A 12,451-nucleotide genomic window follows, 5' to 3' on the forward strand; every position below is an offset into this window, starting at 1 on the left:
CAACAAACTTCCCTGAGTGGCGGCCCCAGATCCGCCACTGTTCCCCAAGGCCCGGCTTATGCCGGGCCTTCTTTTTTACGGAGGCTTGAGGGGACCGCGCCGTAGAGTTTACGGTAGGCGTCGGAGAAATGCGCCTGCGAGGAGAAGCCGGTCATCTGGGCGATCTCGGTCAGCGGAATGCGGGTGGAGGAAATCAATTCTTTCCCTGTTTCCAGACGGATACGGCGATATTCCTCCATGATCGAGCGACCGGTGGCCTCGCGAAACTGGCGTTGCAATTGGCGGGTCGAGAGGCCCGAAAGCGTAGCGATCTGATCCTGGCCGAGAGGGTCGGCGATATGGCTTTCCATCAGTTCCAAAGCGGCCTCGACCGGCAGGGGGATGACGCCATAGCGCCCGGTGATCGAGGACCGTTGCGGCGCATCCGCTCCGCGCACTTCGGTCTGGATGAACCAGTCGGAAATCCGCTGGGCGAAGGCGGTTCCGTGGTCACGGGCGATGATCGCATGCATCATGTCGAGGGGGGCGGAGCCACCGGCGCAGGTGTAGCGGTCGCGGTCGATCACGAACAATCGCCGCTCCAAAAGCCAGTCGCCGGGGAGTTTGTCGAAGTCGCCATAATGATGCCAGTGGACGGTGAAACGACGGTTCGCCAAAAGCCCCGCTTTCGCCAGAATGACCGCCCCGCCGGAGATGCCGCCGAGCGCCACGCCGGAGCGGTCGGCCTGCCTGAGCCAAGCGAAGAGTGCGGGGTCGTTGACCCGCGCCGGGTCACCACCCGCGACCACGAAGACGATGTCGAAGCGGGGGAAAAGATCGCGAAAAGATCGGGTCTCGAAGGCGCCGCCGACCGACGATTTGACCGTCTCGCCGGAGCTTGAAAGCAGGGTCACCTCATAGCGCAAGGTGGGCGAAAACAGGTTCGCCGCACGCAGCGGTTCGAGCGCGGATGCGGTTGACAAAAGAGCGAATCCATCGACCAGCAGAAAGGCGATTCTCTTCATGTTCAGGGCCTGACGAGAAATATGAAAATACGTCCTGAATTTGAAAATATACGACTTGAATATGGAGGTACAGAGCGAAAATCCCCGCTACAAAAGGATCAGACGAAGGAGCGCACCTGCATGAAATTCTCTGGTTTCAAAGTCGTGAAAGAGGCCCTGACCGGGCACAAGGGGTGGACGCCGCTGTGGCGCAACCCGGAGCCGAAACCCGCCTATGACATCGTGATTGTCGGCGGCGGCGGGCATGGGCTTGCGACGGCCTTTTATCTGGCGAAAACCTTTGGCGAGCTGAAGGTTGCGGTGCTGGAAAAGGGCTGGCTCGGCTCTGGCAATATCGGGCGGAACACGACGATCATCCGGTCGAACTACCTGCTGCCGGGCAACGAGCCGTTCTATGAATTCTCGATGAAGCTCTGGGAAAATCTGGAGCAGGAAACCAATTTCAACTCGATGGTGTCGCAGCGCGGGATCATCAACCTGATCCACACCGACGCTCAGCGCGATGCCTATCGCCGTCGCGGCAATGCGATGATGCTGGTCGGTGCGGGCGCGCGGCTTTTGTCGCGTGACGAGTTGAAACAGATGGTGCCCTTCCTCAATTTCGACAATGCGCGCTTCCCGATCAAGGGTGGCCTGATGCAGGAACGCGCGGGTACGGCGCGCCACGATGGGGTGGTCTGGGGCTATGCCCGCGGTGCCGATATGCGCGGCGTCGACATCATCCAGAATTGCGAAGTCACCGGGTTCAAGATCGAGAATGGCAAGGTTTTGGGCGTTGAAACCTCTCGTGGCTTTATCGGGGCCAAGAAGGTCGGCGTGGCTGTCGCCGGGTCCTCGGGGCGGGTCATGGCCAAGGCTGGAATGCGCCTGCCGATCGAAAGCCATGTGTTGCAGGCCTTCGTCTCCGAAGGGCTCAAACCGACCATTCCGGGCGTCATCACCTTTGGCGCGGGGCATTTCTATGTGAGCCAGTCCGACAAGGGCGGGCTGGTGTTCGGTGGCGACATCGATGGGTACAATTCCTACGCGCAGCGCGGCAACCTGCCGGTGGTCGAAGATGTGCTCGAAGGCGGCATGGCGCTCATGCCGATGATCGGGCGCGCGCGGCTTTTGCGGAGCTGGGGCGGGATCATGGACATGTCCATGGACGGCTCGCCGATCATCGACCAGACCCATATCGACGGGCTCTATCTCAACGCCGGCTGGTGTTACGGGGGGTTCAAGGCGACGCCCGCCTCCGGCTATGCCTTCGCGCATTTGCTTGCGACCGGCCGCCCGCATGAGACCGCCACCGCCTATCGGCTCGACCGGTTCGAGCGCGGTTATGTCATCGACGAAAAGGGCGTTGGCGCCCAACCCAACCTGCATTGAGGTGAAAAGATGCTGATCCCTCATCCCCTTCTCGGCCTGCGCGACAGTCAGGAATTCACCTATCTGGGCGACGCCAATCTGATGCACCGGCCCGATGCGACGGCTGAGAATGCCGAAGCGCAATTCTGCGACTATGTCTTCCAGCGCGACAATCCGGCGGGCGTTCACCGCGAGCTGTGGTTCCACGAACAGGGCGACCGGAGCTGGCTTGTCGTGACGCGCGACACCACCACGCATGACATTCTCGGGGCGGAACTGGCCTCGAACGTGAAACTGGGAGCGGCAGAATGACCCGTCTGACTGGTGGTCTGATCGACCGCAACGCGCCGCTGAATTTTACCTTCAACGGCAAGGCTTACAAAGGCTTCCAAGGCGACACATTGGCCTCCGCCCTTCTGGGCAATGGCGTTCAGCTGATGGGCCGGAGTTTCAAATATCACCGCCCGCGCGGCGTTGTGGCGGCGGGCTCCGAGGAACCCAATGCCATGGTCGAGCTGCGCACGGGAGCGCGCCAGGAGCCGAACACGCGCGCCACGGTCGCGGAGCTGTTCGATGGGCTGACGGCACGCTCGCAAAACCACATGGGGCCGCTGGAGCGTGACTTCTTGGCGGTGAACGATCTTCTGTCGCCCTTCTTCGCGGCGGGGTTCTATTACAAGACCTTCATGTGGCCGAAAGCGTTCTGGGAAAAGCTTTACGAGCCGATGATCCGCAAGGCGGCGGGGCTTGGATCGCTCTCGATGCTGCCCGATCCGGACGATTACGACAAAGGCTTCCTGCATTGCGATCTTCTGATCGTGGGGGCCGGTGCGGCGGGGCTTGCGGCGGCGCTGACCGCCGGGCGTGCGGGTGCGGATGTGATCCTTGCCGATGAAGATTTCGCCCTTGGCGGGCGTCTGATGGCGGAAAGCGATGCGCTGGACGGTGCCGATGCCATGGGCTGGGTCGCAGATGCGAAGGCCGAGCTTGAGAGCCTGCCGAATGTCCGCATCATGACCCGCACCACGGTGTTCGGCGTCTATGATCACGGGATTTTCGGCGCGGTCGAGCGGGTGTCGGATCACTTGGCCGTTCCGGGCGACAAGGTGCGCCAGACGCTGTGGCGGATCACTGCGAAACGCACGGTTCTGGCGGCGGGCGCGACGGAGCGGCATATCCCCTTTGCCGACAACGACCGTCCCGGTGTGATGCTGGCGGGGGCGATGCGGGCCTATGCCAATCGCTGGGCGGTGAGCCCGGTGAAGCGGGACGGGGACGCGATTGCGATTTTCACCAATGGCGACGACGGGCACCGCACGGCGATGGATCTGATCGCCAAGGGCGCGAAGGTTCTGGGCGTGATCGATGCCCGCGAGGCAGCGCCGCGGTTTGGCGACTATGAGGTCTTCGCGGGGGCGACCGTGACCGGGACGAAAGGGCGTCTGGGTCTGACGTCGATTGAGATCACCCGCAACGGGCGGTCCGAATGGCACTCCGTCGGCGCGCTCGGCGTCGCGGGCGGGTGGAACCCGAACGTGCATCTGGCCTCGCATCATCGCGGGCGTCCGGTCTGGAACGACGATCTTTTGGCCTTCGTTCCGAGCCCGGATGGGCCGAAAGGCCTGATCCCAGCCGGGGCTGCGGCGGGCAAGGGCGGTACGGCGGACGCTTTGGAAGACGGTATGAAAGCCGCGATCACGGCGCTGTCCGAGATCGGTGTTGCGGCCTCTGAGATTGCGCTTCCGAAGGCGGAGAATATGCCGTCCGAGCAGGCTGCCTTTTGGCACGTTCCCGGTACGAAGCGCGCCACGAAAAAAAGGGCATGGGTCGATTTCCAGAATGACGTGACCGTCAAGGATATCGCACTGGCGCATAAGGAAAATATGAAGCCGGTGGAGCATCTGAAACGCTGGACCACGCTGGGCATGGCGACCGATCAGGGCAAGACCTCGAACATTTCCGCGCTGGCGGTGATGGCCGAGCTGACCGGCAAAGCGATCCCGGAAACCGGCACCACGATCTTCCGCCCGCCCTATACCGGTGTCTCGCTGGCGGTGCTGGGGGGGGGTGACACCGGGCCGCTGTTCCGTCCGCGCCGCCTGACGCCGACGCATCATTGGGCCGAAGCCCAAGGCGCCGCGTTCGTCGAGGTGGGTCAATGGATGCGGGCGCAATATTTCCCGCGCGCTGGCGAAACCACTTGGCGGCAGACCGTGGACCGCGAGGTTCTGGCTGTGCGCTCCGGTGTTGGGCTTTGCGATGTGACCACGCTTGGTAAGGTCGACGTTCAGGGTGCGGATGCGGGCGAGTTTTTGAACCGCATGTACTCGAACATGATGGGCACGCTGAAGGTCGGCATGGTGCGTTACGGTCTGATGCTGCGCGAAGACGGGCATGCCTATGACGACGGCACCTGCGCGCGGATGGCGGAGGATCACTATGTGGTCACGACGACGACCGCCAACGCGGGGCTGGTCTATCGCCAGATGGAATTCTTCCATCAATGTGTCTGGCCGGAGCTGGATGTGCAGCTGATTTCCACCACCGACGCCTGGGCGCAGATCGCCGTGGCGGGGCCGAAAGCGCGCGAGCTTCTGACGCGGATCGTCGACGGGTTCGACCTTTCGAACGAGGCGTTTCCCTTCATGGCCTGTGCCGATCTGACGATCTGCAACGGGTTGCGGGCGCGGCTGTTCCGGATCTCGTTCTCGGGCGAGCTGGCCTATGAGGTCGCTGTTCCGGCCCGCTATGGTCAGGCGCTGATGGCGCGGCTGATGGAACTGGGCGCGGATCTGGGTGTGACGCCTTACGGGACCGAAGCGCTGGGTGTGCTCCGGATCGAGAAAGGTCACGCGGCGGGGGCCGAGTTGAACGGTCAGACCACGGCGCAGATGCTGGGGCTGGGCAAGATGGTGTCGGCGAAGAAAGACAGCATCGGGGCCGTGATGTCGCGGCGCGAAGGGATGGCTGCGGAAAAACGTCGGCTTGTCGGTTTCAAACCGCTCGAGGCGCAAACGCAGGTCATGGCCGGGTCGCATCTTTTCACCCAAGGTGAGGCGCAGACGATGACCAGCGATCAGGGTTGGATCACCTCGTCCTGTTACTCGCCGCATCTCGAGAGCTATATCGCGCTCGGGTTCCTTGAGAACGGTGCGGAACGGATGGGCGAGGTGCTGATCGCGGCCAACCCGGTGGAAGGCAAGGAATTGAAGGTCGAAGTGGTCTCTGCCCATTTCGTGGACCCCGAAGGAGGACGTCTCCGTGACTGATCTCACAGCTATCACCGCCCTGGGCGGCACGGTGGCGCGGACCGAGGTATTCGGCGCGCTGACCATCACGGAAAACGCCGATCTCGGTCTGGCCTCCCTGAGCCTGCGGGCCGGGCAGGAGGTGCCTCAGCCCTTCGGTCTGATGCTTCCGGGCGTTGGCAAAGCCGTGTCCATGGGCGAATACGCCGCCTTTTGGACCGGGCGCGGGCAATGGATGATTGAGGCGACCGGCAAGGCCGAGGTGGATTTCGCAGCCATGCTGAAATCCGAGGTGCCGGAGTGCTCCGTCACCGAACAGACCGACGGTTTCGCCGCCTTCGAAATTGCTTCGACGCAGGGCGCAGCCCCGATCGAGGCGCTGATGAACAAGCTTGTGAACATCGATGCGAAGGGCTTTGGGCCGGGGCAGGCGACCCGCACCGGGCTTGAACATATGACCGTTTTTCTGATCCGCCGTGCCGAAGACCGGCTCGCGGTGATCGGGATGCGCACTTTGGCGGGATCGCTCTGGCACGCACTGGCCGTGGCCGCCCGCCGCCTTGAGGACTGACGTTTCGGACTAAGGGTTCGGACCGAGGTTTTCGGAGAGATATTGGAGAGAGACATGACTGCACAGATCATCGACGGGAAGGCCTTTGCCGAGACCGTGCGCGAAAAAGTGGCCGCCCATGTGGCGCGTCTGAAAGAGGTTCACAACATCACGCCCGGTCTGGCCGTGGTGCTGGTGGGCGAAGACCCGGCAAGCCAGGTTTATGTGCGCAACAAGGGCAAGCAGACCGTGGAATGCGGGATGAATTCCTATGAGCACAAACTGTCGGCGGACACGTCGGAGGCCGATCTTCTGGCGCTGATCGAACAGCTCAACGCCGATCCGGCGGTGCATGGCATTCTCGTGCAGTTGCCGCTGCCGGACCATCTCGACAGCGATCTGGTGATCAACTCGATTGACCCGGCAAAGGATGTGGACGGGTTCCATATCTCGAACGTGGGTCTTCTGGGCACCGGACAAAAGAGCATGGTGCCTTGCACGCCGCTCGGCTGTCTGATGATGCTGCGCGATCAGCTTGGCAGCCTGTCGGGGCTCAATGCCGTGGTCGTCGGGCGCTCCAATATTGTGGGCAAACCGATGGCGCAACTCTTGCTGCGCGACAGCTGCACCGTGACCATCGCGCATTCGCGCACCAAGGACATCGAAGAGGTCTGCCGTCGTGCCGACATTCTCGTGGCGGCCGTCGGGCGTCCGGAGATGGTCAAGGGCAGCTGGGTGAAACCCGGCGCGACCGTGATCGACGTGGGTATCAACCGGGTCGATGCGCCGGAAAAAGGTCTGCGCGAAGACGGGACCGTCAAGACCAAGCTCGTGGGCGATGTCGAATTTGACACGGCGGTCGAGGTTGCCGGGGCGATCACGCCGGTTCCGGGTGGGGTCGGTCCGATGACCATCGCGTGTCTTTTGGCCAACACCGTGACGGCGGCCTGCCGCGCCAACGATCTTCCTGAGCCCGAAGGGCTCACAGCCTGACTGCGCCCGAAGGGCTTACGGCATAAAAAATCAACGATAAAATCAAACAAAAACAACACACCAACATCGAGGGCGCGCATCAGGGGAGCGCCTTGCATCTGGAGAAAAAGATGACGAAATTCTGTCTCACCGTGACCTGCGCCACGACGCGCGGGATTGTCGCGGCCATCGCCACCTTCCTCGCGGATCACGGCTGCAATATCACCGACAGCTCGCAATTCGACGACACCGAAACCGGCCATTTTTTCATGCGCGTGAGCTTTGCGTCTGAGGAGGGCGCGGATCAGGCGGCGCTTGAAAAGGACTTCGCCAAGATCGCCGAGGAATTCGGCATGACTTTCGCTTTCCACGACGAGAGCGTGAAGATGAAAGTTGTGATCATGGTGTCCCGTTTCGGACACTGTCTGAACGATCTTCTGTACCGTGTGCGCATCGGTGCGCTGCCGGTCGAGATCGTGGCGGTGATCTCGAACCACATGGATTATCAAAAGGTTGTCGTGAACAACGACATTCCGTTCCACTACATCCGTGTGACCAAAGAGAATAAGCCGGACGCCGAGGCCGCGATCATGAAGGTGGTCAAGGATTCGGGCGCCGAGCTGATCGTTCTGGCGCGCTACATGCAGATCCTCTCGGATCAGATGTGCAAGGTGATGTCGGGGCGGATCATCAACATCCACCACTCCTTCCTGCCGTCGTTCAAGGGCGCGAACCCGTACAAACAGGCCTATGCCCGTGGCGTGAAACTGATCGGGGCGACCTCGCATTATGTGACCGCCGATTTGGACGAAGGTCCGATCATCGAGCAGGACGTGGTGCGGATCACGCACGCGCAAAGCCCGGACGATTTTGTGTCTCTGGGGCGCGATGTGGAAAGCCAAGTTCTGGCCCGTGCGATCCATGCCCATGCCAACCACCGGGTGTTCCTGAACGGCAACAAAACCGTGGTGTTCCAGGCGTCGCCGGGTTCGTATTCTTCGGAACGGATGGGGTGAGAACCGGTCCGACTTTGTCGGATTGAAAGGTCCAGTGGACCTTTCAAAGGTTCGAACGCGCCCGCACCCCTGCGGGCGCCGGGGAAAGCGCTGGTCGGCCCAATAGGGCCGATCCATCGCTCCGGTGGAGCGATGGAAGCGCCGAACGCGTCCGCACACCTGCGGGCGCCGGCTAAACGCCCATCAAAGAGCACATCCCCTAAAATTTCCGAAAGAGGCGCGGCACTCCCGCGCCTCTTTCTCATTGTGAGCGACTGAACCAGTGCACGCCCTCTGGACCAGTTGCAAAAAATTGGTCTAATAGTCGGAAACCCGAAAAGGACCGACCGCGTGCCCAATTCCGCCCTGCCTCCCACGACCTCTCTCCCCGGTGCGACGGTCAAATATGTGATCGAGACGCTGTCGACGCGGATCGTGACGCAGGAATACGCGACCGAAGAACGTCTGCCGTCGGAGCGACAACTGGCGCAGGAGTTGGGGGTTGCGCGCAACACGGTGCGCGAGGCGCTCGATCAACTCGAAGCGCGCGGGATGATCCGCAGGCGCGCGGGGTCGGGGTCTTTCGTGACCTACGATCCGGACGGGCAGGGCGAGGCTCTGTCCCCCGTCGCCTCGGAGACCGGGCCGCTGCAATTGCAGGTGATGCGCGGGATCATCGAGCCGGAAATGGTGCGGCTCGCGATTGTCAATATGTCGCCGAAACAGATCGAGGCGCTCTCCGTCGTCTTGTCGAAAATGGAAGCGGTGCAGACCGATGCGGCGGCCTTCGTGCGGCTTGAGGAAGAGTTCCACCGACTGCTCGCGGAGGGCACGGGCAATCCGCTTCTGATCGCCTGTTATAACCTTGTGCTCGACGCCCGGCGGCAATCGTTCCGCACCGCGATGTACCGGCGCCATCTCACGCCGACGCGGATCGCGATTTATCAGCAGGGCTATAACGGGCTGTTCAACGCCCTCGCCGCGCGGGACATCGAAGAGGCGAGCGAGTTCATGAAACTCGCGCTGATCGAAGATCAGCGGCTCTTGCTTCAGGAAGACTGATCCCTTCCTGAAGGGATTGGCCCTACCAATCCAGTGGGGCGTTCGGTGCGGGGATTTCCGCCATTTCTTGACCATTCGATCTGAGAAAAGGTGCGAATCTCTCGCCCGACTATGCCCTGTGGTCCCCACCGGTTCCGGGCTTTGTCAGCGCCCGAGGGGTCTCGGGCTGCGCCAACCTGGCTTGGCGCAATTTTATCTGCGCACAGAAATTCAGCACTCCGCCCCGCAAGGGTGGTCGTTTGACCTAAAAAGCAGCGCAGCCCGCGTCAAAATTAATTCCTCAGAGGAAAAAACTTTGACCCATGGTGATGCCTTCCGCTTTCATGATCTCACTGAGTGAGCCAGTTCGCACAATTGGTCCAAACCAAAACCGGGCCAAGCTGGCTTGATATTCCAATCAAGTTCAACAGGACAGGGAGAACGACTTGGAACAGGATCTTGCATCCTTGGCTGCCGCGGTTGCGGAGCTTCAGGGAAACGCCGCCGCGACAAACGGTACGTTTTCCGAGACCTTCTACTACCTGACGATCCCGCTGATGATTCTCATCCATGCCGGGTTCCTCGCATATGAAATGGGCGCATCGCGGTCGAAAAACGCGCTGGCCTCCGGCATCAAGAACATCCTCGCCTTCGCGATGATCGTGCCGTTCTTCTACGTCATCGGCTGGTGGATCTATTACGCCTTCCCGACCGGGCTGACGCTTTCCGAGGGGCCGATGGGCATTTCCGGTCTGGCTTATGCGAATGAAATCGCTCTGCCGTGGAGCCAATACATGGGGCCGAACCTCGACGACCGCGTCTCTGGCGTGTTCTGGGGGGCTTTCGTGCTCTTTGCGGCCACCACCGCGTCGATCCTTTCGGGTGGCGTGATCGAGCGCATCAAGCTGACGGGGTTTGTCGTTCTGGCCATCGCGCTCGGCTCCTTCGTCTGGATCCTCGCGGGGGCCTGGGGCTGGCATGCTGATGGCTGGCTGGTGACCAAGTTCGGCTATCATGACTTCGGCGCTGCCGGTGTCGTGCACATGATCGCGGGCTTCTTCTCGCTCGGCGTTCTGATCAACCTCGGGCCGCGGATCGGCAAGTTCAACGCCGATGGCTCCGCCAACCACATCCCGGGTCACTCCATGCCGATGACGCTGATCGGGCTCATGCTCATCATCGCAGGCTTCTGGGGCTTCCTCATGGGCTGTGTCATCGTTCCGGGCGAAGCCTGGTCCTGGAGCAGCACGATCGAAACCACGATCTACGGCACGCCGATGACTCTCTCCGGCATGACCTTCAACACGCTGATGGCCTTTGCCGGTGGTATCATCGGAGCCTGGATGGTCACCCGCGATCCGTTCTGGATGATGTCCGGCGCTCTCGGCGGGATCATCTCTGCGGCTGCCGGTCTCGACCTGTGGTACCCGCCGATGGCGTTTGCGATCGGGTTCATCGGCGCCTGCGCCATGCCCTTCGTCGCCTCCTTCATCGAACGTCGTGGCATTGACGATGCCGTGGGTGCCTTCGCTGTGCACGGGTTCCTCGGCATGTGGGGTCTCCTCGCGGTCGGTATCGCGGCCCAGGGTTACCCGGCGCTGTTCGGTGAAGATGTCATCGACACCTCCTTCCTCGGCCAGCTCGTCGGTGCGGTCACCATGGGTCTTCTGGGGTTCGTTCCGGGCTATGTGATCTCCTTCATCCTGAAGGTCACCGGTCAGCTCCGTGTGCCGGACGATGCCGAACTCCTCGGTCTCGACAAGGTCAAAGTGCCTGCCGAAGCCTATCCCGAAGCGCTTCACCCGTCGGTCAGCCCGGCTGAGTGATCTCAAGAAAGGACGAACGAAATGGAAGCACCTTTTGACGCAACCTCCTGGGACGGCATCACCGGCGCGTATTACGCGGGTTACGGCTCCGTCGAAGGCCTCTGGCTCCTTCTCATCCTCGCCATGGTCGTGATCGCGATCGTGTTCGGCTGGCGCCACGAGGAACATGCCTACAAGGGCCTGAAGAAAAAGTAAGACAGTCCGTCTTTCCCCTGAACCGGCGGCGGTTTCCGTCGCCGGTTCCCACAACAGAAAATTAAACGACTACCCTAAGGACAAAAACAATGATCGCATCATGGAGATTTTCCGCACTGGCGGACCGGCACCGCGCCCTCGGCTCCGATCTCGAAGACTGGAGCGGCATGGGCACCGCCTGGCGCTATGACAAAGATCAGACGGAGGAATATCTGGCGATCCGCACGAAAGCGGGCGTCATGGATGTCTCGGGGCTGAAAAAAGTTTATGTCGTCGGCCCGCACGCGCAATACGTGATCGACAAGGCCACGACCCGCAACATCGAGAAGCTGAAACCCGGTCGCTCGACCTATGCCACCATGCTCAATGACGGCGGCAAGTTCGTGGACGACTGCGTGATTTACCGTCTCGGGCCGCAGAACTTCATGGTGGTGCATGGCTCCGGTGCCGGGCACGAACAACTGACGAAATACGCCGCCGGGCGCAATGTCGCGGTGATCTTCGACGACGAGCTGCACGACATTTCGCTGCAAGGCCCGATGGCCGTCGATTACCTCGAAAAACACGTGCCGGGCATCCGCGACGTGGTCTATTTCAGCCACATGCAGACGACGCTGTTCGGCAAACCGGTGATGATTTCCCGCACCGGTTACACCGGCGAGCGCGGCTATGAGATCTTCTGCCGTCGCCAGGATGCCGTGGAAATCTGGGACACCATCGTTGCGGAAGGCGAGGCGATGGGGATCATCCCGACGCGCTTCACCACGCTCGATTGGCTTCGCGCCGAGAGCTATCTTTTGTTCTTCCCCTATGACAACTCGGAAATGTACCCGTTCGAAGACGAGGCCAATGGCGATACGCTTTGGGAGCTGGGTCTCGAATTCACCGTGTCTCCGGGCAAAACCGGCTTCCGCGGTGCCGAAGAGCATTACCGTCTGAAGGGCAAAGAGCGCTTCAAGATTTACGGTGTGAAGCTCGAAGGCACGGAGCCCGCTCCGGAAGGTTCGCCTTTGCTGAAAGACGGCAAACAGGTCGGGGTTGTCACCATCGGCATGTACTCGCCCCTCAATGAGCACAACGTGGGCATTGCCCGCATGCCGGTCGATTGCGCCGTCGAAGGCACGGCCCTGACGGTTCAGTTCCCGGACAAAGAGGTGAGCGCCATCGCCCATCCGATGCCCTTCTACGACGTCGACAAGAAACGTCGGACCGCCAAGGGCTGATCTAAAAAATAAATCGCACAAAGACTTACGAGGCGGGGGCAATGACG

11 protein-coding genes are annotated in these 12,451 nt (G+C 61.4%); 10 read left to right on the forward strand and 1 reads right to left on the reverse strand.

Annotation, left to right across the window (positions count from 1 at the left end; all coding sequences use genetic code 11):
• Positions 1–56 precede the first annotated feature (56 nt).
• The gene (locus V1475_RS08055) at positions 57–1,004 is read right to left on the reverse strand and encodes a GlxA family transcriptional regulator (RefSeq protein WP_479412328.1); all 948 of its coding nucleotides are present in this window, start codon (positions 1,002–1,004) and stop codon (positions 57–59) included.
• A gap of 120 nt (positions 1,005–1,124) precedes the next feature.
• Between V1475_RS08055 and V1475_RS08060 the strand changes: the two genes are divergently transcribed.
• The 10 genes from V1475_RS08060 to V1475_RS08105 all read left to right on the forward strand — a co-directional run bounded on the left by V1475_RS08060 (position 1,125) and on the right by V1475_RS08105 (position 12,404).
• The gene (locus V1475_RS08060) at positions 1,125–2,375 is read left to right on the forward strand and encodes a sarcosine oxidase subunit beta family protein (RefSeq protein ID WP_479412329.1); all 1,251 of its coding nucleotides are present in this window, start codon (positions 1,125–1,127) and stop codon (positions 2,373–2,375) included.
• 9 nt (positions 2,376–2,384) lie between these two features.
• Positions 2,385–2,666, forward strand: coding sequence for a sarcosine oxidase subunit delta (locus V1475_RS08065; protein WP_479412330.1), 282 nt, complete (start codon positions 2,385–2,387; stop codon positions 2,664–2,666).
• Complete coding sequence (locus V1475_RS08070) at positions 2,663–5,623, forward strand: sarcosine oxidase subunit alpha family protein (RefSeq protein ID WP_479412331.1); 2,961 nt, start codon at positions 2,663–2,665, stop codon at positions 5,621–5,623. The genes V1475_RS08065 and V1475_RS08070 overlap by 4 nt, the downstream gene beginning before the upstream one ends.
• Positions 5,616–6,173: a sarcosine oxidase subunit gamma gene (locus V1475_RS08075; RefSeq protein WP_479412332.1), complete on the forward strand. Its 558-nt coding sequence runs from the start codon at positions 5,616–5,618 to the stop codon at positions 6,171–6,173. The genes V1475_RS08070 and V1475_RS08075 overlap by 8 nt, the downstream gene beginning before the upstream one ends.
• A 54-nt stretch (positions 6,174–6,227) precedes the next feature.
• A complete protein-coding gene (folD, locus tag V1475_RS08080; RefSeq protein ID WP_479412333.1) occupies positions 6,228–7,145 on the forward strand; it encodes a bifunctional methylenetetrahydrofolate dehydrogenase/methenyltetrahydrofolate cyclohydrolase FolD in 918 nt (305 codons plus the stop codon).
• Positions 7,146–7,255: 110 nt separating this feature from the next.
• Entirely contained in the window at positions 7,256–8,140 is an 885-nt protein-coding gene (purU, locus tag V1475_RS08085) for a formyltetrahydrofolate deformylase (RefSeq protein WP_479412334.1), read from the forward strand.
• 330 nt (positions 8,141–8,470) lie between these two features.
• A complete protein-coding gene (locus tag V1475_RS08090; RefSeq protein ID WP_434288713.1) occupies positions 8,471–9,181 on the forward strand; it encodes a FadR/GntR family transcriptional regulator in 711 nt (236 codons plus the stop codon).
• A gap of 425 nt (positions 9,182–9,606) precedes the next feature.
• A complete protein-coding gene (locus tag V1475_RS08095) occupies positions 9,607–10,986 on the forward strand; it encodes an ammonium transporter (RefSeq protein WP_479412335.1) in 1,380 nt (459 codons plus the stop codon).
• Positions 10,987–11,007: 21 nt separating this feature from the next.
• Positions 11,008–11,181, forward strand: a complete 174-nt coding sequence (locus V1475_RS08100; RefSeq protein WP_479412336.1) for a hypothetical protein — start codon at positions 11,008–11,010, stop codon at positions 11,179–11,181.
• A gap of 89 nt (positions 11,182–11,270) precedes the next feature.
• On the forward strand, positions 11,271–12,404 hold the full coding sequence (locus V1475_RS08105) for an aminomethyl transferase family protein (protein ID WP_479412337.1): 1,134 nt from the start codon (positions 11,271–11,273) through the stop codon (positions 12,402–12,404).
• Positions 12,405–12,451: the final 47 nt, after the last annotated feature.

The organism is Celeribacter sp. SCSIO 80838 (assembly GCF_056498065.1).

Excerpts from the sequence above, each read along its gene's own strand:
- V1475_RS08055 (WP_479412328.1), bottom strand. The coding sequence starts at position 1,004 with ATGAAGAGAATCGCCTTTCTGCTGGTCGATGGATTCGCTCTTTTGTCA.
- V1475_RS08060 (WP_479412329.1), top strand. The coding sequence starts at position 1,125 with ATGAAATTCTCTGGTTTCAAAGTCGTGAAAGAGGCCCTGACCGGGCAC.
- V1475_RS08065 (WP_479412330.1), top strand. The coding sequence starts at position 2,385 with ATGCTGATCCCTCATCCCCTTCTCGGCCTGCGCGACAGTCAGGAATTC.
- V1475_RS08070 (WP_479412331.1), top strand. The coding sequence starts at position 2,663 with ATGACCCGTCTGACTGGTGGTCTGATCGACCGCAACGCGCCGCTGAAT.
- folD (WP_479412333.1), top strand. The coding sequence starts at position 6,228 with ATGACTGCACAGATCATCGACGGGAAGGCCTTTGCCGAGACCGTGCGC.
- purU (WP_479412334.1), top strand. The coding sequence starts at position 7,256 with ATGACGAAATTCTGTCTCACCGTGACCTGCGCCACGACGCGCGGGATT.
- V1475_RS08100 (WP_479412336.1), top strand. The coding sequence starts at position 11,008 with ATGGAAGCACCTTTTGACGCAACCTCCTGGGACGGCATCACCGGCGCG.
- V1475_RS08105 (WP_479412337.1), top strand. The coding sequence starts at position 11,271 with ATGATCGCATCATGGAGATTTTCCGCACTGGCGGACCGGCACCGCGCC.